The sequence below is a fragment of the Desulfobacterium sp. N47 genome (assembly GCF_051233685.1).
Classification (GTDB): domain Bacteria; phylum Desulfobacterota; class Desulfobacteria; order Desulfobacterales; family RPRI01; genus RPRI01.
The window spans coordinates 1-19,269 of the sequence record NZ_JBAMMY010000299.1 but is presented as its reverse complement, the minus strand read 5'-3'; the positions used below and the strand labels follow the sequence as shown (position 1 = coordinate 19,269).

Genomic DNA, 19,269 nt, shown 5'->3' with positions numbered 1-19,269 from the left:
GGTATTGTCAAAAACTCGGCATTTATTGCCTTTTGTGGTTCTCCAATGAAAATCGGAGCCCTTAAGTCCGCTCTATTGCCGGGATTTCAACTGTTGACCTGTTTAACAAGCCGCCTTTAATCGTTTTGAAATTAGCTCATGTGTCTGAAGATTAAATTCAGGTTTTGGATATGCTCCTCCGAATGCATAACTGTTGCAAAGTAAAGAGCCGACGCTAAGGCGCATATAGGAGCACAGATCTCTGGGGTATTTTGCAGCTTCTGCTGTTTCAAAGTATTTCATATATTTGCTTGAATCATTTTTGCCCATGAAAGCGCAACCGGCAACATATGGTTCTCCCCCGAAAAACTCCATATCAAAACCGGCAGGCAGCGAAATAGCGCTTTCAGTGCCTCCGGAAACTATCATCTTTCTTCCTTCATCTCTCGCTTTTCCTATCCTGTCATATATCTTATTTCGAAGCTCTTTAGCTTTGTTCCAGCACTTTAGAGGTTCTGTCTTATATTTTGTCATCATACGCTCCATGCTTTTTAAAAAAAATCATCCGAACTAAGTATCTCAAGAAAAGCCTCAACTCTTATTCTAAAAGGCCCTACCGGCATTATGACATCAGCTTCCAGGTTCAATATGGGAAATCCGGCTTCTTCCAGAGCCTTGGAAACGGCAACTTTGTCAAGCTCGTGAGGATCGCAGAATTTTTGCTGAATCTCTATAACTCCGGCTACATTCCATTCTTTCGCCAAATTAACAATATGAGCCGTTCTTTTGCGTACAGGAAAATCTTTGATAGGGCAGGGCGGGCTCATTAATATATCTATTTGCAATATCGGTAAGCGCATCTTCGCTTTGTTCGGTAGTATTCCAGAAATAACGGCTGCCGGTGCAGTGGTCATCAATCACAACGATTGCGTCAAGTTTTTCCACCATTTCAATAAATTTTACATCATCATGTTCACTGCCTATCAGCATCAGCCTGCTTCCCGGTGTTGTTTTTGCTATACGGCCGGGAAGTTCATTCTTTATGGTATCTTCCAGTATTTTGTTAAATTCTTCCATTTGCCGATATATTCATGTCGATTGTCATAAATTCTTTTAAAGTCATCTATCATTTTTTTTACCTCTGAAATCAAATTGCGGCAACAATACGCTTAACTCCTTCAGCCAATTTTTTCGTTTCTGTTAAGCAGGAAATCATGATATGCACATTATCTTCACAGTCATAAAAATAACCGGGGTGCACAAGAACTCTTTTACTACTTAAAAGGTGCAATACAAGCTTTTCTTCATCTTCCCGGTTTTTTATTTTGGGAAACAGATAATATCCTCCTTCAGGCCGGGTTACTGTTATATCAGGATGCTGCAAAAGCAATTGAACTGCAAGATCTATGTTTGTGCAAATCCTTTCCCGCATTTGTCTCACAAAATCCGTACCTTCTGAAAAAATGGAAGAAAGCATGGACTGAGTCATATAATTTGCTCCCAGATAAGTGTCGTTTAACAGATCGAGCCTTTTCTCAAAATCTTTTGAACCTGCGCCACTTGTTGCAATCCATCCAAGTTTTAAATCGGGAAGTCCGAACATCTTGGATATTCCGTTAAGATGAAAAACTGTGAGTTCGGGGTGCAGCGTTCCAAATGGAGCAACATATTCTGCTGCGCAGGAAAATTCTGAAAACACCTCGTCACATATTACCGGAAGGCCGAGCCTGTTAAGCACTGATATAGGGTTTTTTACAACCATTCCTGTGGGGTTATGAGGAGATACAATTATGATTGCCCGTGTTCGTGCGTCATATTCGGAAAGTATGCTGTTTTCTTTAATCAGCCATCCGTTATTTTCATCCATCTCATAAGGGCGTAATTCTATACGATAGATAGCTGCAAGATGCTCAAAAAGGGGGTAGCTTAATTTTGGAGCCAGTATATTATCCCCAGGGTCCGCAAGAAGGGCAAACAAAAGGCCGTAAGATTCACTTGTGCTTGCTGTGATAGTGATATTATCAGTTGAAATCTCAACAGAAGGTGTGCGGTTTTTATAATAATCGGATACGGCCAGGCGTGCGGAATAAAGCCCTTTCGGATCAGGGTCATATCTGCGTTTTGCTAAATATGATATAGCAGTCTTTTTTAAAATATCTGAAGGAAAGATCAGACCTTCATGAGTTGGATTGCTTCCTGTAAGATTTATAAAATCTATATACTTTTCAGCTTTCCTGTACTCCAGTTCAATAGCGTTTACAGCAAATTCATTATCGGAAAAATATCCTGGCATTTCAATCCTTCATACTCTAAAACTTGATATACTCCCTGCTCATACGGTTCGAATAAATTGAGATTGTAACTTTATTTCTAAGAAAAGCCATAAAATCCGGCCAAATGCTGTAATCTTGCTTTTTGTGTTATCTTTTATATGAGAGTTGCCGATATTAATTCTGGCAAATTATATATTATTTCGCAAGGTGTTTTTAACTTCCTTGACACTGAACAAAGTTTTTTTATATACTGCGCCAAATTATGCATCGCTTTATATTTATAGCATATCGGAATTTTATAACTGGTGTCTAATATGTATTATATGAAAATCAGTATTATATACGGATTATTCCAATGAAAAGAAGCATCTCGTTATTATTGATTGTATCTATTTTTTTGTTTTTGTTTCAATCTCCGATTACAGCAGAATCGGCTGATTTCAGAAAAACTAAAATTGCCGTTCTTGATTTTCAGCTTCAGGGTGAAGGTTTTGAAACTAAAGATATGGGCGTTATTGTAGCTGAATGGTTTATTACAGCACTTGTCAAGGCCGGACGTTTTGAAGTCATCGAAAGAGGATTATTAAAAAAACTACTGGATGAACAAAAGCTTTCCATGTCCGGTATTGTTGATGCAAGCACTGCAACGCAGATAGGAAAATTTCTTGGGGTTAAAACCATAATAAGCGGTTCGGTTATGAAACTGCAAAACGTAATTGAAATTAATGCAAGAATAATCGATGTGGAAACCGCTTCCATTATAGCTGCCGAAAATGTCAAAAGTTCAACAGCTGTAAGGCTTCAGGATCTGGTTGTTCAGATGTCCGAAAAAATAATAAAAAACTTCCCCTTGGAGGGCTATATTGTAAACAGAACCGGTTCCAGAGTCACAATAGACCTTGGCCGGATGGCAGGTGTTAAAGATGATATGGAGTTTTCCGTTTATAAAGAAGGTAAAGTAATCAAGCATCCCAAAACCGGTGCAGTAATTGATGTCCAGAGAATAGAAACAGGAAAAATAAAAATTATATCTATAAGGGATAAGGTTGCAGAAGCTGAAATACTGAAGGAAGAATCTCCGGGTTCTATTTCATACGGGCAGCTTGTAAGCAGCATATTGGGAAATCTCCAACCGGTACTGCAATCAGCGCCGTCTACGGATAGGGATTTGCAAAGAGCCCTCTCATCAGGAAGATCTTCAAACAGAGGTGACAGTCCAAATGATGTGATCAGTATGCTTAAATCTTCCAGCATGAGCGATAAAGAAAAAGGTGCCAAGATAGCAGCAAAACAATATAGAAATGATACGAGAATTCTTGACGTGGTCAATGAGGAGCTGCTCAAAAGTTATAACAGCTCTGCCGATGACAGGGATTTTGTTGATGCAATGGCCTGGCTTTGCAATGCGCTTGGAGCATCAGGACAGTCTAAATATATATCAACTCTTGAAACTGTTTCAAATAATGCGCTTAACAGGAAACTGAAAAAATATGCGCTTAAAAACCAGAGACGTCTCAGATAGGGTTTTACATATTGATATAAGAGCATATATATATTGATATCTCTAAATTCAAATAAAATTCTTCTTGTTCATCCTTTAGGATACAAAAAAGAGTCAGCACGTAACGATATCTCAAGAATAGCTAATATCATCCCGCCTATTGGTCTTACCGGAATAGCCGCCTACCTTGAAAAACGTAAAATACAAACATCTGTTATTGACTGCTATGCCAGGCCCGATTCCGACCGCCTGATTTGCGATTATATAAGCAGAGAAAGACCTGCTTTTATAGGTCTAAGCTGTACCACTTCAACTTTTCTTGATGGTGTAAGGATAGCTGAAATGGCAAAAAGCATTCTTCCTCAAATACAGGTTGTTTTTGGTGGAGCCCATGTTTCAGCCCTTAAAGAAAGGGTGCTGAAAGATTATCCTGTTATAGATTATACTGTTGTAGGTGAAGGAGAAGAAACACTTGCAGAACTTTTAGAAAACGGCAGGAATAACATATCTTCCGTTATGGGCCTTATATACCGAGAAAAAACGGGTGAAATTTGCTATACAGGCAAAAGGCCAAACAGTCTGGAGCTTGATTTACTGCCTTTCCCTGCATATGAAAAGCTTGAAGGCTTTCCTCTGGCATACAGGGCTCCTTTATTTAACTACCCTAAAGCTCCAAGTTCAAGTTGCATAACAAGCCGTGGCTGTCCCTATGCGTGCAGCTATTGTGACCGATCGGTTTTCGGGCGTTCTTTCCGTTTTAATTCTGCTGAGTATATGTATGAACATGTGCGTTATCTTAATGAAAGATTCGGTGTCAGGCATATAATTTTCTATGATGATCAGTTCACATTCAAAAGGGAAAGGGTTGTCGATTTTGCAAAAATGATGATTAACCGGCCGCTTGGGGTATCCTTTAATTGCGTTGTCAGAGCTGAACATATAGATTATGATCTTCTCCTAATGCTGAAAGAAGCCGGGTGCTGGATGATAAGCATAGGAATAGAAACAGGTGATGAAAATCTTCTATCCCGTCACAGGCAAAATGCTGACTTAGCTTTTTTGTCGGAAAAGATAAAACTGATAAAAAAAGCCGGAATTCGTACAAAAGGACTTTTTATGATAGGTCTTCCCGGAGAAACGGAAGCTGCTATAAATAAAAGCATGGAATATGTATTTTCAAACCCTATAGATGAGTTAAATGTTGCAAAGTTTACTCCCTTTCCGGGGTCGCCGATTTATGAAAATATACATGAAATGGGCGAATTTAATGAAGACTGGGAACTGATGGATTGCATGAATTTCTTGTTTATACCAAAGGGTATGACAAAAGATCGGCTTGAAGAGCTTTTTAATAAATTTTACAGAAAGCACTTTATGCGCCCCAAAGTACTACTTGAATATACAAGCATGCTGTGGCGTTCACCGGACAGCTGGGTAAGGTTTATGCATAATCTGCCTAATGTTATCAAGTTTGTTATAAGCAATAAAAGATTGGGTAATTCATAAATGCCCCGCTGGTAATTGATTTAACTGTTATCCCTACAACGATATTTATGTTTTAACCAATTGTCCGAGCCTCGCAAATACTGCTTTGAACATTTTCGGCGAGAAAGCCTGTTTGACTACGTTGGAGCGAAACAACTCCGGGAGGGACAATTTAAGGGCTTCTCTCTGAATTCTTTAATCTGGATAAGGAATGATGTGGCGGTCAGCTAATAGCTGGGATGCCGGATAAACGTAACGATCAGATAAAGAATTCGCCGCATGAGAGAACCGCCGAAATCATCAGAAGGCGCATTACTACAAGTGCAGTACCTGAGGTGCGGTCTCAATTTGTCAATAATAGCAATTAGCTGATTATATTGTATTTAATTCTTTAATATTTTTGCTTGACATAAGGAATATAGAATGTCCCTTATTCTACACTGTCCCTGCCCGTCAATCTTCAACGTTTTGTTCGGGAAATCGTTCCCTGGACTCTCTAACCGCCGCAAGAATGTCTTTTGTAGTTGCTTTGGTTTGGATTCCTGGTACGTCAAATGGTGATTTTTTACTTTTCTTAAAAATTATTGAGAAGGTTTCGCCTCCTCTCCTTTTGATGACAACCTCTTCACTTCTTGCGATATTGAGCACATCGGCAAGACGTTGTCTCGCTTCAGAATATGTATACACTTTCATAATATCTTACTCCAAAATTGTAATTCCCATCTCCCGCGCCACCTTTTGCATTCCAAGGTCAAGCGTAAGCAGAGGGCTTCGGAGATTTTCAGCGCATTCTAAAAAATAAGCATCGTATGCATACAGGTTATATTTAATCGCGATGCCTAATGCCGATTTGATGTTGGTATGCCTCAGATCAACCAATATATGTTGAACAATCTCCCACGCTGATTTGACCTCATCCTTTTTCAAGGCGTTTTTTTTCATCATCGCTGTTAATGCGTTCCCAATTTCAAACGGCAAAACATCAGGAGCAATTAAATCATGGCCTTCAGTAAGCCGTATGATTTTATCCTTTTCTGGCTCATTTAAGGCAACAGCTATAAATGTATTTGTGTCAGCGATTATTTTCATGGGTACAATTGTACGTATTGTGTTTTGATTTGTCAAGCCTATATTTGTCAGGAGCCGAATCGGCGCCGAGTCATGCGGCGGTGGCAGCAATGCCATCTCTGAAGCGTTGACAGGTGGTTGTGCATGCGCAACACGCATCTTGCGCGGGAACCGGGAGGTCCCGTAGTCGCCTTTGTTGCAGAGAGAAATAAAGGCCGCATTGGGAAATCTAAGGATGTGATCCAATGATGAACGAGCATGGGAAGTCGGACAACCCCATAGTACCGAGGAAGTTGCCGAACAAAGGTAATATGTCTGCGGAGGCAATGGAGGAAAGGGGGTTGACCAAGGGGAATTCGTCAGAGCAAAACATGCTCCGGACACAGGGCCGGGTTGGCGTGCAAACTGCGCTTGGACGGATACGAAAGGCGGTGGAAAAGGATAGAAAACAAAAGTTAACAGCGCTGTATCATCATGTTTACAACGTAGATATGCTCCGGGAAAGCTATTATGCGATTAAACGCAAGGCAGCGCCGGGAGTGGACAATGTGACATGGAGTTATTACGGGGAAAATCTGGAACAAAATCTAAGAGGTCTTTCTAATCGGCTCAAGCGATGTGCATACCGTGCTCAGCCGACCAAAAGGTCATATGTGCCCAAGGCTGATGGTGGCAAACGACCTATTGGAGTATCGGTTATTGAGGATAAAATTGTCCAAAGAGCAAGTGTATTGGTACTGAACCAGATCTATGAACTTGACTTTACGGGGTTCTCGTATGGTTTTTGACCGGAACGCAGCCCGCATAAGGCATTGGATGCGTTGTGCATGGGCATAACCAAGCGCAAAGTAAACTGGGTGCTGGATGCCGACATTCGTGCGTTTTTCGATACTCTCTCGCACGAATGGCTGGAATGATTCATTCGGCACCGTATAGCTGACAAACGGATGTTGCGATTGATCCAAAAATGGCTAAAAGCCGGTGTTCTTGAAGAAGGAATGCGAAAGCAGGTCGAAGTTGGCACGGTACAAGGAGGTAGTATCAGTCCTTTGTTGGCAAATATCTACCTGCATTATGTATTGGATTTGTGGGCACAGCAATGGAGGAAACAAAACGATAAGGGCGATGTAATAATCGTTCGTTTCGCAGATGACTTTGTTGTGGGGTTTCAATATCGTCATGATGCCGAAAGTTTTCTGGCACAGATGAGAGAGCGTTTCGCCCAATTTTCCTTAACCTTACACAAGGAGAAAACGCGCCTGATTGAGTTTGGGCGTTTTGCAATCCAAAACAGGGTTATTAGTGGTGAAGGTAAACCAGAGACGTTTGACTTTCTTGGATTTACCCATAGCCGCAGCCTGCTACGAGCGATGCCTTGAGGTTGACGAGTTATTTGAAGGTATTTACCGGCAACTAATGATCTGTTACAAAAATCTTGGGAAAAAAGGCAGCGCCCTGTCTGTCTATCAAAGATGCAAAAAAAGACTCTCCTTCGGTCTTGGTATCGCCCCCTCCCTCGAAACCAAGGCGGTCTTAGCCTCTCTTTATTCCAAAGCTAAATAATAGCCAAAAAAAGTCCATTTTTTTATTCAATCTGTATCCTATCTGTACCCTGTCCTGTGTTAAATATAGCTATAAGTTTTCTCCGGCATTAAACAGCTCCTTTGGTTTTCGTTTCATGTCTTGCCTGACAGGGTTTTTAAGGATGCGATCTTCAAAAGGGCTGTTTAATGCCATGGGGAAAAAATATGATACATACATAAAAATTCGGAAAAGACTACTTTCCGTATATTTACAAATCCCGAAATACCACGGTGTAACGGTGCGGGTCCTGGTCGATGGATCGCCAATCCGTGGTTCCAATGGTCTCTATTTCGGACCTGATGGCTGCCTGTATGGACCTATCTTCGGCCAAAAAGTGATCAAAATAAATGTGGATACTGATACTCCTATCATTGAGGATTTGATCACAGGCATTGGCATTTCTCCGAGTGCTGAAAGCCGCATTACTTCCGATGGTTACTTTATGGGGCGTTTTGCTGGGACATCTTCTGGGCGGGGCTGTTATTGTGGAGTCAGTATTTTCATTGCCCGGATTGGGAAAACTTGCGGCGGATGCTGTGCTGAACCGGGATATTCCGGTGATTCAGGGAACGGTTCTTATAATGACACTGATGTTTGTTATCTCAAGCCAGGCAGTAGAAGTGATGTATCACATTTGATCCACGGATAGTTGAAGTGGTATAGTCGTTGTTGTTACAACAGGCAGTATTCTTTGTGTTCGTAGGATGATTTAAAATTTTACTGTTAAAATTTATCCTTGACATCTACAGGAAAGTGTGAAAGTTATTTCCAAAACTTAGGGGAAGAATCTCTTAGCTTTAAAAGTTTCATCAAAAACCGGAAAACATATAACGCCATGAAGGTGTAAAGGCTGGAAACCAGTCTTCTTCATGGCGTTTTTTATTTTTATAAACCGCAAAGAAACCAGGAAAGGAGGGCATAGCGAAGTTTTAGAAGTAGTTTTCTTTATTTAAATATCAGTTGAAAGAGGGTTGGAAAGCAGCCTGTCCACGGCCAATGGTGTGGGCTGCTTTCCCGAAACACGGCAGCATAAAACTGCTGACGGGTTCTTTGTTTTCTTTAACCGGCAAATGGCAATCTGTCAATAATATATTTTTATTTCAGTAAGTTGTTTGAGAATAAGGCGAGGAAATTCATGCGCGTTGTGATGCGCCCCTGTGGAGTATGAAGGAAAAACACAAATTGAAAAAGCTACCTGTTTTGACAATATTTTTGGTGATGCTGACGGTTCACACAGCTCTATCTGAGGAAAAAACCGAATCTGACAAACCTGTTGTTATGGAAGAAATAGAGGTTTCAGGCACGCGGATTGAACTCAGTCCTCTGAAAACCGAAGTATTCATGGAAGAGTACAACATGGCGGGGCAAGCGACCAATGTGTTGGATATTCTGAAAGACCGCGCTGCCATTGACTTTCGCGGACAAAGCGATCTGGTGCCGCAGGATGATGTGATTCAGATGAGAGGATTTGATACCCGTCAGTTTGTGACAGCGGTGGACGGCATGGTAATTCAGAAAACCGGCGGATTCTGGGGCGATCATAATGTGGATTTCGGCGTTATTCCTTATTCCATTGTCGAAAGCATCGAGATTATTTCAGGCCCCCATTCTGTTCTGTATGACGGGAAAAGTATCGGCGGGGTGATCAATTTCAAAACCAAATCGCCCAAATATTATGAAACGCCGTCTGCCAACGGTGAAATATCAGGCAGCTATCGCACTTATAACACCAATAATCAGATGGTTCAGGGCGAAGGCGGCATAAAGAATCTCAGCATGGGATTTTCTTATGAACGATACCATACCGACGGCTATCTGAGAAACAATGCGGCTGATATTGATACGCTGGTCGGCAGGCTGGCGTACAAACTGCCTTCCGGCGGCTATATGCGTCTGACAGGAACTTACAATGACATCGAACGTGAAATTCCTTCTGCCAACGATCCTGCCCGAAGCGACTATGACAGAAAATATCCCGTTGTCAAAGCATCCGATGCTGAAGCCCGGTGGCAGAATCCCAATGATCACTGCCGCAGAGATTATGGTGGAAAGACCATGCGCTTCGATTTTGCGCAACCTTCGGATTTCGGCAAATTCTCTGTGGGAGCGTATTATACGGATGAAGAGCAGGAATATCACCGGAACGGTTTTGATTACAGCGGATATGATACCAATTATGTGTCTTACGGCGGGGTTTTGAAACATGAAATTACATTGTCTGAAAATCATCGCATTACCACAGGCTTTGATACGGCACAGCTCTATACGAAATATACAGAGCAAATCGTGGAGACTTATGCCGGATTTGTTCAGGATCAGTGGAAAATCATTCCCCGCCTCACACTGACCGCCGGGCTCAGATATGAAGATATTGCAATATGGTGGAGCAACTGGTCGTCTCCGTCCGCAAAATACCCCAACGGCGCATACAAAGACCCAACCCATCCTGAAAAGAATATCAAACGGAATTATAATCAGTTGGTTCCCAAGTCGCTGCTGACCTATCAGTTGGATGATCTGGCTCAGGCGTTAAGAGATACGTCTGTCTCATTGGGAGTCAGCAAAATCTGGACGCCCAGAAGTTATTGTGAAGTTTGCAGTTGGGGCTCAGGCATTGAAATGGAACCGGCAGAAGGTATCGGGTATGATCTTATTCTATCCCGAAGACTTTGGAATGATATTTTTTTAAACATAGATTTTTCCCGCTATGACTTTTGCGACTATCCTATCTGGGCTAATGCCGCTACGGATTATTTTAAAAAATCCATATGGGGACGGCGGATGATATCGCTGGAAGATGTTAGAAAAGATGGCATAGACATAGAAATCAACGGGCAGTTGATAAAAAATCTCGGATTTTACGTCAGCTATTCCTTTAACGAATGGAAATACAGAGGTCCTCACAACGGGGGGCCTGAAGAGTGGGCGGATGATGATTTGAGCGACCGCGCCAAGCACCGCCTGAATGCGGGTCTTCGGTATCGCGCATTAAAAAATACGCTTCTGCTGCTGGATTACAAATATCAGTCGGAGCAGACTCAGCAGTTGACAGAGATGGTCAATGACGACCCCAGCGATCTGTATATCAAACAAGTGTCGATGGACAAATTCCATGTATTTGATTTTGCTGTTGAGCAGGTATTATTTACTGACTGGAACAAACTTAAAAAAGGAACGTTGAAGCTGTATGTCAACAATGTGCTGGATGAAGAATATTCCAACAGCAGGGGCTATCTGATGACGGATCGCACATTCGGGGCGGCGCTGAGCTTCAAATTTTAAGGAGAAAATTATAATGACAGAAATTATTTTAAAACCCGTAGGAGTAATCCGAAGCGATATCAAAGAGCCGATCCTGCACTCTGACAAAGATGGCATCACACTTAAAGAAAAGCTTAAAAATGTTGTGGCAGAGCGGGATAAAATCAGAGCCATGACTTCTGAAATAGTGATTGATCCTGCTTCGGCGGAACTTTTGGATGGCATTGAGGGGTATTCTCATGTTCTTATTCTGTTTTGGGCGCATGAAACGCCGGAACAGAGCCGCAAATTGACCAAAGTTCATCCGATGGGATTGAAAGAAATACCAAAAAAAGGCATTTTTGCAACATGCAGTCCCGCAAGGCCCAATCCTGTCCTGGTTACTGCTGTGAAATTGCTTGAACGTAAGGATAATGTACTTAAAGTGCAGGGACTCGAAGCCATTGACGGAAGCCCGGTGATTGATATCAAGCCCTACGTGCAAAGCTATCACGGCGTACAAAATTCCACCACGCCGGAATGGATGGAAAAGATCCATGCCATGTTTGAGGATAAGCAGTGAACTGGGAAAAATCGGCATTTTTCGACACGCAGGCGGATCAGGACTGGGCTGATGCGGATTACACGCCGGAAGAAACGGCTAAGATCAGGCGATTGATTTTGGAAACCGGCATTAAATCAGGAACCCGCATTATCGAACCAGGCTGCGGAACCGGGCGCCTGACAAAGATATTGTCGGATGCCGTCGGAGACAAAGGGCGGTTAATCGCTTTTGATATCAGCCCAAAAATGATTGCAAAATGCCACAGCCGGTTGGAACATATCGGCAATGTTGAAATATATCTGGGCGCGATAGAAAATTTTAAGTTTGAAAAACAAGCATTTAATTTGGTTTTGTGCCATCAGGTGTTTCCGCATTTTGACGATAAGCCGCTTGCAGTCCGGCTTCTGGCAAATGCTTTAAAGCCGGAGGGGAAATTTATCCTGTTTCATTTTAAAAATTCCGCTTGGATCAATGACCTGCACCGCAAAGCGCATCCTGCGGTTATTGCAGATATAATTCCTTCCGAAGAAGAGATGACAATCATATTTGAAGCGGCAGGCATGAAGATTGACGTATTACGGGATGATAATCAGGGGTATTTTTTAAAAGCAGGCTTTATAAAATAGGAGAATAAATGAAAAGAGTTTATTTGGATATGTTTTATTATTTTTTCTGTTGATTGGAAATATTGAGTATGAGTTATTATCTCAGCAGCACTACAGCGAAATATCATCAACAGGTCAGACGGAAACGGATGCTTTTTGTCTTTCTGATTGCCGTAACACTTTTGTTGGGCATTTATGCTGTTTCCAAAGGAGCATATCAGTTATCGCCAAATCACGTTTTTCAGGGCTTGATTGGCAATGCCAAAGGCAATTCTCATCTTGTGGTCTGGAATATCCGGATGCCCAGAATTGTAGCGGCGATTGTGGCAGGATGGGGGCTTGCGCTTTCAGGTCTGATTCTTCAAACACTGCTCAAAAATCCTCTGGGATCGCCTTCCACCCTTGGGATAAGTCAGGGAGCGGCTTTTGGGGCTGCAGTTGGCATTATTATATTCAACTCGGGCAGCGTGTATAGCCTGTATTCGGTTACGATGTTCGCATTTTTCGGTGCGATGGCGGCAACCGGTATGATTCTGTTGCTGGCAAAAGTAAAAAGATTGTCTTCCGAAGCAATTATACTTGCCGGCGTGGCACTTTCTTCTCTGTTTACTTCCGGCACATTTCTGGTTCAGTATTTTGCCACGGAAACACAGGTAGCTTCGGCACTGTTCTGGACATTCGGGGATGTGGCGCGTTCCGGTTGGAAGGAAATCGGCATAATGACTGCCGCAATTCTTATCGCTTCGATATGGGTAACGTATCATCGCTGGAATCTCAATGCAATGCTATCCGGTGAAGAAGCTGCCAAAGGACTTGGCGTGTCTGTAGAATCGCTTCGCCTGCAAGGCATGATATTTGCGGCACTGGTGTCTGCCATTATCACCGCATTTCACGGTGTAATTGCTTTTCTTGGACTGCTTGCTCCGCATATTGCAAAGCGCATTGTCGGCGCGGATCACCGTCTTTTAATTCCGTTTTCATGTGTTATCGGAGCGATATTGCTGCTGCTGGCAGATACTATGGGAAGAGTGCTTATCGGCTCAGGTAGTATGCCGGTCGGAATTTTGACCTCGTTTATGGGCGCGCCGATGTTTTTATATCTGCTGATGAGAGGTGTCAGGCAATGATGCTGTCTGTAGCAGATATCGAATTTTCATATAACAGCCATCCGGTAGTAAAAGACATCAGCTTTCAATTGGATAGCGGCATGATACTGGGTGTTCTGGGCGTAAACGGCGCGGGAAAATCCACTCTTTTGAAATGTCTAAACAAAGTGCTTTCTCCCCGGAAAGGCTCGGTAATTCTGAATCAAGAAGAAATTCTTGCCATGAAAGGCACGGAGATTGCCAAACGCATGGCATACATGCCGCAGAAATATTCCGAAGATGTGCTTACTGTGTTTGATGCGGTTCTGCTGGGACGAAAGCCTCATATTCGCTGGGCGGCAAGCGATAATGATTTCCAGATTGTAGAAAATATTCTGGCTTCCATGAATCTGGAATCTTTTGCATTAAGACCGGTCAATTCTTTAAGCGGCGGCGAAATGCAGAAAGTGGTGATTGCACGGGCATTGGCGCAGGAGCCGAAAGTTTTGCTCTTAGATGAGCCGACCAGTAATCTGGATGTAAAAAATCAGTTTGATGTCATGGGAATGATCCGCCGGATTGTAAAAGAACGGGAACTTTCCGCAGTAGTTTCCATCCATGATTTGAATCTGGCGCTTCGCTTTGCCGATATGATTCTTATGATGAAGCATCATCAGGTATACCGTTTTATTCATAAAAAAGATGTAAGTCCTGAAATGATCCACGAAGTTTACGGAATCGAGGTATCTTTGACCAAGATAGAAGGAAATACGGTGGTTGTTCCCTTGTATAAGGAGTGAAAAAAGATGAAAAAAATCGTAGTGATTTGTCTGATCCTGATTGGCATTGCCAATATTGGATTTGCAAAAACGCTTGATATTGTGGATATGACCGGCAGAAGCGTTACCGTACCGTTTGATCCGGCAAAGATTATCTGTATCGGACCCGGCGCATTGCGGCTGATTGTATATCTTAATTCTCAGGATAAGCTTGCCGGAGTGGAAGACATGGAAAAACTCAATCCCGGCGGCAGACCCTATTGGATAGCGAATAGGCATCTTGCCAGGCTTCCCCGCATCGGCCCTGGAGGGCCTGGCAGCATCAATAAAAAACCGGATTTGGAAGCTGTGCTGAGTGTTCATCCCGATCTGATTTTTATGACACAGGCAGATTCCAGGACGGTCAATGAAGCTCAGAAGCAATTGGGTATTCCGGTTGTAGCATTAAGTTACGGTGCGTTTGCAACCTTTGACGAGAGGATTTACGATTCCTTGAAGCTTGCCGGGAAAATATTAAACCGTGAGAAGCGGGCTGATGCTGTAATCGGATTTATCGAAACTGCCCGGAAAGAACTGTGGGAAAAATCAAAAGAAGTTAAGGAAAGAGAAAAGCCCGGCGTATTTGTCGGCGGCATAGGCTTTAAAGGGGCTTTAGGCATTGAAAGCACCGAGAAAAATTATATTCCGCTAAAATGGACAAATGCAAAAAATGTAGCGGAAAAGGTTGTGGCTTCGGAAGGCAGCCATGTGTTTATGGATAAAGAAAAGCTTTTGGCTATAAACCCTGATGTGATTTTTATTGATGGCGGGGGATTGAAACTGGTGGAACAGGATATGCTTAAAAAACCCGTATATTACAAAGCATTGAAGGCTTTTCAAAATAAACGCGTATATTCTCTTCTGCCTTTTAATTTCTATACTACCAATGTTGAAACTGCTCTGGCAGACGCATACGCTATTGCCAAAGTTTTGTATCCAAAAGCCTTTGCAGATATTGATCCGGAGAAAAAAGCGGATGCAATTTATACTTTCATGGTGGGAAAGCCGGTGTACGCTGACATGAAGAAAGATTACGGAAAAATAGGAGCTGCGTATGACACGGGATTGTTAAGGTAACAGTAAAAAAAAGGAGAAATAACAATGGCAGAAAATCATGAGCACGAACACGGACATTCGCACGAGCATATTCATGAGCACGAGCATGAACATGACAGCGCAAAACACCAGCATGAACACAAACATGAACATGAGCATGATCATGCGCACGATCACAGCAGCGATCACGACCATGACCATGCCGGACATGAAAAAGAGCCTCATATTCACAAGCACCAATAGGGAAAGACGGACAGGAAGAACTTGTAATGGAGTCCGTTGATGTCATAGAACCGGAAGAAGATCAGAAATCTTACAGACTGGTCAGCATTTTCGGGGATCAGAAAATCATAAGAGGCAGAATCCGGTTGATGAATCTGGTTGATCACAAAATACTTTTTGAAAAACACGAGTGATATTCCATGAATCCTGTTCAGGCAAGTCACAGCTTTCAGGAAATAAAAAAACAAACCGGATGGTTCTGTTCGGCCTGATAATTGCCGGATGGGCATGGTAGGCGAAATATATTCATCCTGTGAAAAATTTTCTTGACATCCGCAGAAAAACTTGAAAGAAGGTTTTAAAGTTCAAGGGAAGAATCCCTTAAAGTAAAAGTTTCAAGTTTAATAAAAAAATTATTTAGAAAAAACTTACAACGCCATGAAGGTGTAAAGGCTGGAAACCAGCCATCTTCATGGCGTTTTTTATTTTTATAAACCGCAAAGAAACCAGGAAAGGAGGGCATAGCGAAGTTTTAGAAGTAGTTTTCTTTATTTAAATACCAGTTGAATAAGGGTTGGAAAGCAGCCTGTCCACGGCCAATGGTGTGGGCTGCTTTCCCTGAACACGGCAGCGTGAAACTGCTGACGGGTTCTTTTTTTTCTTTAACCGGCAAATGGCAATCTGTCAATAATATATTTTTATTTCAAGAAGTTGTTTGAGGAGATGAATGAAAAAAAGCAAAAGACGGATAACATGTATCGTGCTTTCTATTGCTCTTATCAATATCCCTTACAGCATTCCTTACAGCTTTGCTCATGGGGTAGAAGCAATTTCGGAAGGAGCCGGAGGAACGGCAATACGGGCGGTGTATGACGGCGGAGAAGCAATGAGTTATGCAAAAGTTACCATATCTGCGCCAGATTCGAAAACAGTATTTCAAACCGGCAGAAGCGACAGAAACGGTCGTTTCTGTTTTTTCCCGGATGTTTCCGGAATATGGAAAGTCGTAATGGAAGACGGAATTGGTCATCGGTTAGAGATGGCAGTTAATGCGGATCAGGCACAGAAAGCACACATAAAACAGCCTGAATCCTCAGGTTTGAATAAAATGGGCAAAGTGCTTTTCGGCATATCACTCATTTTCTTTATGGCTAGTCTGCTTATTTGGCTGAATGCCAAAAAGATCTTACGCCAAACAGCAGGAAAATAACAGTAGATAACTATATTTCAAAAAGGAGAATTTTTTATGAAAAGGTTTTTGATTATTGTTTCAATCGTTTTATCGTCGGGGTGTTTGTTTTTTTCCAATGCGTCCGCACATTTTCTGACCGTAAATGCGGATAAGTATTATCCCAAAGTCGGAGAAGAAGTTACTATTTCTATCGGCATGGGGCATCAGTTCCCAGAAAAAGAGTCTTGTGAGGTTGAAAAAATGGATAAGATGTATGTTATCGGACCAGACGGAAAGCAGATTGACCTGCCAATGCAGCCTGAAGGCGAAAAAAAACTTGTGGCGCCTGTCAGAATTAAGTTTGACAAGCCCGGAGCCTATCTTGTGGTTGCGGAAAAAAAGAAAGGATTTGTCAGCAAAACTACTGACGGCTATAAGCAAAAATCCAAAAAAGAACTTCAGAATGTTATCAAATCATACTGGTCGGAAGGACATGCCAAAGCCATCATTATTGTCGGCAAGTCATCAGGCGATGCTTTTCAGAAGTCAATCGGTTGGCGGTTTCAGGTGATTCCTTCGGCTGATCCGGGAAAATTGAAAAAAGGTGATTTTCTGAATGTATCGGTAACACTGGATGGCAAACCGCTTGATACGGAAGTTCAGGCAACATTTGCAGGATTTTCAGCCGAAAAAAATGCATTTGCTCAAAAAGTCAAAACCGATAAAGGCAGCGCAAAGATCGAACTGTCAACGTCAGGCGCATGGCTGATAAAGGCAAATCACAGCATGCCATACTCTAATCCTGAAGAGGCAGACGAGTATTCGTTTACCAGCACCGTAACCTTCGGAATAAGATAAGGGCAAAAAATAATGGAATGGCTTAAAAATGCGGTTGATTACGGAATTATTGGCTTTCTGGGTCTTATGAGCGTTGCGGCTGTGGCCGTAGCCATTGAAAGGCATCTTGTTTATAAACATATACGGATAGAGGACTTTCCCGATAAAAAAACTTTGGAACTTGAAATTACAAAGAAAATTCATCTCATCGCAACCATTGGAAGCAATGCGCCGTATATCGGATTGCTGGGAACGGTTCTTGGAGTGATGCTCACTTTTTACACGATGGGGAAAGAGGGTTTTATGGATACGGGCAAAATCATGGTGGGACTCAGCCTCGCCCTGAAAGCAACCGCAGTCGGGCTCCTTGTAGCCATCCCGTCTATTGTTCTGTACAACTTTCTTCTAAGAAAGGCAAAGGTTCTTATGATGCAATGGGAGATTCGGAATGGACGAGAAAGAATTTGATTACATGAATGTTATTCCCCTGGTTGATGTAATGCTGGTGCTGCTCACAATCGTCCTCACCACATCAACCTTCATAGCTTCGGGAGGAATTCCTATCGAGCTTCCGAAGGCGTCGAAAAACATTGAGGAAATATCAAAGGCTCAGACCATCGGGATAGAAAAAAACGGCAGTATTTATCTGAACGCAACGCCTGTGTCCCTTGATAAACTGAAAGAAGCTATTAAGGCAATCAGCAGGGATACGCCGATATTGATCAGAGCAGACAAAGACATCCGCGTTCAGGCATTTGTGGATGTGCTTGATATTGTCAAAAATCTTGGTTTCAGGAAAGTAAGTTTGCAGACTCAGGAGAGAAAATGAGCTATCAAGCCAAAGCATTGCAGTTTTCATTGCTGATTCATGCGGTGATATTTGCGCTGATTACCAATACTAGTATTCCCGAATCACGATTAAGCCAGCCGGTTGTCATTGATTTTGCTGTTATCGAGGAAATCGCGCAAGAGGCTGTGCCGCCGCCTGAAAAGATTGTGGCGCAGCCTCAGGCAAAGGGGGGAAATATGCAAAAGAAAGAATTGCCCGGTCTGGCAAAAAAATACAAAGAAAAATCGAAGATAATTGCGGATGCGGGAAAAAAAGAAGCACCCCCTGTGAAGCAAAAAGAGATTAATGAACGGACCGCTTCTTCGATATCGGGCACTGACCCGTTGTTGCCTTCGGACGCAGACAATAAGGTGATCGGGTCATCTTTTTCGGAAAATTCTGCAGTCGCCGCTTCTGCGCCCGGAGGTTCGGGAAGGTCTTCGGATTCGGAGGGCGGCAAAGGCGCTGCCGGAAGCTCGAAATCCGGATCAGGATCAGGCGGTTCCGGCGAAGGGAGTTCGGGTAGTCTGATATTCGGAAGCGCTGCCGGTCCCAAATATCGTCATAAAGAAATGCCTGTTTATCCGGCTATGGCAAGAAGATTGGGAAAAGAGGGAAAGATTGTTCTAAGACTGACTATTGATGAAAACGGAAATCTTGTAAATATCGAGGTGCTTGAGAATCCGGGATACGGTTTTGCAGAAGCTGCGATTGCCGCTGTAAAAAAATCAACATTTATTCCGCCTGCTATAAACGGCAAGCCCATACGTGCAAGGGCGATGCTGCCTGTAAAATTTGTGCTCAGGTAAAGATTAACCTATAAAAACTAAAAAATGAGGATGGAAAATGAGTCGTTTGAAATTAGTTTTTGCGGCAATATTAATCCTTTTTTGTCACTATCCGGTTTTGGCAGGAGAGCCGGAACAAAAAGCCGGGCAGACAGAAAAGGAT

The 19,269-nt window shown here is 42.6% G+C and carries 25 protein-coding genes; 19 read left to right on the top strand and 6 right to left on the bottom strand.

The window, feature by feature from the left end:
* Positions 1-102 precede the first annotated feature (102 nt).
* The 4 genes from VXK47_RS19555 to VXK47_RS19540 form a co-directional block, all read right to left on the bottom strand.
* Complete coding sequence (locus tag VXK47_RS19555) at positions 103-516, bottom strand: hypothetical protein (RefSeq protein WP_435550472.1); 414 nt, start codon at positions 514-516, stop codon at positions 103-105.
* A gap of 14 nt (positions 517-530) precedes the next feature.
* Positions 531-806, bottom strand: coding sequence for a 2-hydroxyacyl-CoA dehydratase (locus VXK47_RS19550; protein WP_435550471.1), 276 nt, complete (start codon positions 804-806; stop codon positions 531-533).
* Positions 745-1,056, bottom strand: coding sequence for a 2-hydroxyacyl-CoA dehydratase family protein (locus VXK47_RS19545; RefSeq protein WP_435550470.1), 312 nt, complete (start codon positions 1,054-1,056; stop codon positions 745-747). Before VXK47_RS19545 ends, VXK47_RS19550 begins: the two co-directional genes overlap by 62 nt.
* A gap of 70 nt (positions 1,057-1,126) precedes the next feature.
* Complete coding sequence (locus tag VXK47_RS19540) at positions 1,127-2,272, bottom strand: pyridoxal phosphate-dependent aminotransferase (RefSeq protein WP_435550469.1); 1,146 nt, start codon at positions 2,270-2,272, stop codon at positions 1,127-1,129.
* 335 nt (positions 2,273-2,607) lie between these two features.
* Here VXK47_RS19540 and VXK47_RS19535 point away from each other — a divergent pair, with 335 nt between their 5' ends.
* Complete coding sequence (locus VXK47_RS19535; RefSeq protein WP_435550468.1) at positions 2,608-3,774, top strand: FlgO family outer membrane protein; 1,167 nt, start codon at positions 2,608-2,610, stop codon at positions 3,772-3,774.
* Between the two features lie 33 nt (positions 3,775-3,807).
* Positions 3,808-5,259, top strand: a complete 1,452-nt coding sequence (locus tag VXK47_RS19530; protein ID WP_435550467.1) for a B12-binding domain-containing radical SAM protein — start codon at positions 3,808-3,810, stop codon at positions 5,257-5,259.
* A 432-nt stretch (positions 5,260-5,691) separates the two neighbouring features.
* Here the strand turns inward: VXK47_RS19530 and VXK47_RS19525 are convergent, their stop codons facing one another.
* Entirely contained in the window at positions 5,692-5,931 is a 240-nt protein-coding gene (locus tag VXK47_RS19525) for a type II toxin-antitoxin system prevent-host-death family antitoxin (RefSeq protein ID WP_435550466.1), read from the bottom strand.
* Positions 5,932-5,937: 6 nt separating this feature from the next.
* On the bottom strand, positions 5,938-6,465 hold the full coding sequence (locus tag VXK47_RS19520; protein ID WP_435550465.1) for a type II toxin-antitoxin system VapC family toxin: 528 nt from the start codon (positions 6,463-6,465) through the stop codon (positions 5,938-5,940).
* Between the two features lie 86 nt (positions 6,466-6,551).
* On the opposite strand from VXK47_RS19520, the gene VXK47_RS19515 reads away from it, so the two are divergent.
* The 17 genes from VXK47_RS19515 (at position 6,552) to VXK47_RS19435 (ending at position 19,127) form a co-directional block, all read left to right on the top strand.
* Entirely contained in the window at positions 6,552-7,094 is a 543-nt protein-coding gene (locus VXK47_RS19515; RefSeq protein WP_435550464.1) for a hypothetical protein, read from the top strand.
* Between the two features lie 168 nt (positions 7,095-7,262).
* Positions 7,263-7,685 carry a reverse transcriptase domain-containing protein gene (locus VXK47_RS19510; RefSeq protein WP_435550463.1) on the top strand — a complete coding sequence of 141 codons (423 nt, stop codon included), beginning with the start codon at positions 7,263-7,265 and terminating at the stop codon, positions 7,683-7,685.
* The gene (locus VXK47_RS19505) at positions 7,609-7,869 is read left to right on the top strand and encodes a bacterial transcriptional activator domain-containing protein (RefSeq protein ID WP_435550462.1); all 261 of its coding nucleotides are present in this window, start codon (positions 7,609-7,611) and stop codon (positions 7,867-7,869) included. The genes VXK47_RS19510 and VXK47_RS19505 overlap by 77 nt, the downstream gene beginning before the upstream one ends.
* 413 nt (positions 7,870-8,282) lie before the next feature.
* The gene (locus tag VXK47_RS19500) at positions 8,283-8,528 is read left to right on the top strand and encodes an ABC transporter permease subunit (RefSeq protein WP_435550461.1); all 246 of its coding nucleotides are present in this window, start codon (positions 8,283-8,285) and stop codon (positions 8,526-8,528) included.
* A 544-nt stretch (positions 8,529-9,072) separates the two neighbouring features.
* Positions 9,073-11,172, top strand: a complete 2,100-nt coding sequence (locus VXK47_RS19495) for a TonB-dependent receptor (RefSeq protein ID WP_435550460.1) — start codon at positions 9,073-9,075, stop codon at positions 11,170-11,172.
* A 13-nt stretch (positions 11,173-11,185) separates the two neighbouring features.
* Positions 11,186-11,713 (top strand): SAM-dependent methyltransferase, encoded by a 528-nt coding sequence (gene tsaA / locus VXK47_RS19490; protein WP_435550459.1) that lies wholly within the window; start codon positions 11,186-11,188, stop codon positions 11,711-11,713.
* Positions 11,710-12,321 carry a class I SAM-dependent methyltransferase gene (locus VXK47_RS19485; protein WP_435550458.1) on the top strand — a complete coding sequence of 204 codons (612 nt, stop codon included), beginning with the start codon at positions 11,710-11,712 and terminating at the stop codon, positions 12,319-12,321. Before tsaA ends, VXK47_RS19485 begins: the two co-directional genes overlap by 4 nt.
* Positions 12,322-12,389: 68 nt before the next feature.
* Positions 12,390-13,427 (top strand): FecCD family ABC transporter permease, encoded by a 1,038-nt coding sequence (locus tag VXK47_RS19480; protein WP_435550457.1) that lies wholly within the window; start codon positions 12,390-12,392, stop codon positions 13,425-13,427.
* Positions 13,424-14,185 (top strand): ABC transporter ATP-binding protein, encoded by a 762-nt coding sequence (locus VXK47_RS19475; protein ID WP_435550456.1) that lies wholly within the window; start codon positions 13,424-13,426, stop codon positions 14,183-14,185. The genes VXK47_RS19480 and VXK47_RS19475 overlap by 4 nt, the downstream gene beginning before the upstream one ends.
* A gap of 6 nt (positions 14,186-14,191) precedes the next feature.
* Positions 14,192-15,280, top strand: coding sequence for an iron ABC transporter substrate-binding protein (locus tag VXK47_RS19470; protein ID WP_435550455.1), 1,089 nt, complete (start codon positions 14,192-14,194; stop codon positions 15,278-15,280).
* A 24-nt stretch (positions 15,281-15,304) separates the two neighbouring features.
* Positions 15,305-15,502, top strand: a complete 198-nt coding sequence (locus VXK47_RS19465) for a hypothetical protein (protein WP_435550454.1) — start codon at positions 15,305-15,307, stop codon at positions 15,500-15,502.
* A 26-nt stretch (positions 15,503-15,528) separates the two neighbouring features.
* On the top strand, positions 15,529-15,675 hold the full coding sequence (locus VXK47_RS19460; RefSeq protein ID WP_435550453.1) for a CooT family nickel-binding protein: 147 nt from the start codon (positions 15,529-15,531) through the stop codon (positions 15,673-15,675).
* A 533-nt stretch (positions 15,676-16,208) separates the two neighbouring features.
* Positions 16,209-16,691 (top strand): hypothetical protein, encoded by a 483-nt coding sequence (locus VXK47_RS19455; protein ID WP_435550452.1) that lies wholly within the window; start codon positions 16,209-16,211, stop codon positions 16,689-16,691.
* A 36-nt stretch (positions 16,692-16,727) separates the two neighbouring features.
* Entirely contained in the window at positions 16,728-17,510 is a 783-nt protein-coding gene (locus VXK47_RS19450) for a DUF4198 domain-containing protein (RefSeq protein ID WP_435550451.1), read from the top strand.
* Between the two features lie 12 nt (positions 17,511-17,522).
* A complete protein-coding gene (exbB, locus tag VXK47_RS19445; protein WP_435550450.1) occupies positions 17,523-17,957 on the top strand; it encodes a TonB-system energizer ExbB in 435 nt (144 codons plus the stop codon).
* The gene (locus tag VXK47_RS19440; protein ID WP_435550449.1) at positions 17,938-18,318 is read left to right on the top strand and encodes an ExbD/TolR family protein; all 381 of its coding nucleotides are present in this window, start codon (positions 17,938-17,940) and stop codon (positions 18,316-18,318) included. Before exbB ends, VXK47_RS19440 begins: the two co-directional genes overlap by 20 nt.
* The gene (locus tag VXK47_RS19435; protein WP_435550448.1) at positions 18,315-19,127 is read left to right on the top strand and encodes a TonB family protein; all 813 of its coding nucleotides are present in this window, start codon (positions 18,315-18,317) and stop codon (positions 19,125-19,127) included. Before VXK47_RS19440 ends, VXK47_RS19435 begins: the two co-directional genes overlap by 4 nt.
* Positions 19,128-19,269: the final 142 nt, after the last annotated feature.

Bases quoted from the DNA above. Each gene is read 5' to 3' on its own strand.
- VXK47_RS19555 (WP_435550472.1), bottom strand. From the start codon at position 516: ATGATGACAAAATATAAGACAGAACCTCTAAAGTGCTGGAACAAAGCT.
- VXK47_RS19550 (WP_435550471.1), bottom strand. From the start codon at position 806: ATGAGCCCGCCCTGCCCTATCAAAGATTTTCCTGTACGCAAAAGAACG.
- VXK47_RS19545 (WP_435550470.1), bottom strand. From the start codon at position 1,056: ATGGAAGAATTTAACAAAATACTGGAAGATACCATAAAGAATGAACTT.
- VXK47_RS19540 (WP_435550469.1), bottom strand. From the start codon at position 2,272: ATGCCAGGATATTTTTCCGATAATGAATTTGCTGTAAACGCTATTGAA.
- VXK47_RS19535 (WP_435550468.1), top strand. From the start codon at position 2,608: ATGAAAAGAAGCATCTCGTTATTATTGATTGTATCTATTTTTTTGTTT.
- VXK47_RS19525 (WP_435550466.1), bottom strand. From the start codon at position 5,931: ATGAAAGTGTATACATATTCTGAAGCGAGACAACGTCTTGCCGATGTG.
- VXK47_RS19520 (WP_435550465.1), bottom strand. From the start codon at position 6,465: ATGCGTGTTGCGCATGCACAACCACCTGTCAACGCTTCAGAGATGGCA.
- VXK47_RS19515 (WP_435550464.1), top strand. From the start codon at position 6,552: ATGATGAACGAGCATGGGAAGTCGGACAACCCCATAGTACCGAGGAAG.
- tsaA (WP_435550459.1), top strand. From the start codon at position 11,186: ATGACAGAAATTATTTTAAAACCCGTAGGAGTAATCCGAAGCGATATC.
- VXK47_RS19480 (WP_435550457.1), top strand. From the start codon at position 12,390: ATGAGTTATTATCTCAGCAGCACTACAGCGAAATATCATCAACAGGTC.
- VXK47_RS19475 (WP_435550456.1), top strand. From the start codon at position 13,424: ATGATGCTGTCTGTAGCAGATATCGAATTTTCATATAACAGCCATCCG.
- VXK47_RS19470 (WP_435550455.1), top strand. From the start codon at position 14,192: ATGAAAAAAATCGTAGTGATTTGTCTGATCCTGATTGGCATTGCCAAT.
- VXK47_RS19465 (WP_435550454.1), top strand. From the start codon at position 15,305: ATGGCAGAAAATCATGAGCACGAACACGGACATTCGCACGAGCATATT.
- VXK47_RS19460 (WP_435550453.1), top strand. From the start codon at position 15,529: ATGGAGTCCGTTGATGTCATAGAACCGGAAGAAGATCAGAAATCTTAC.
- VXK47_RS19455 (WP_435550452.1), top strand. From the start codon at position 16,209: ATGAAAAAAAGCAAAAGACGGATAACATGTATCGTGCTTTCTATTGCT.
- VXK47_RS19450 (WP_435550451.1), top strand. From the start codon at position 16,728: ATGAAAAGGTTTTTGATTATTGTTTCAATCGTTTTATCGTCGGGGTGT.
- exbB (WP_435550450.1), top strand. From the start codon at position 17,523: ATGGAATGGCTTAAAAATGCGGTTGATTACGGAATTATTGGCTTTCTG.
- VXK47_RS19440 (WP_435550449.1), top strand. From the start codon at position 17,938: ATGGACGAGAAAGAATTTGATTACATGAATGTTATTCCCCTGGTTGAT.
- VXK47_RS19435 (WP_435550448.1), top strand. From the start codon at position 18,315: ATGAGCTATCAAGCCAAAGCATTGCAGTTTTCATTGCTGATTCATGCG.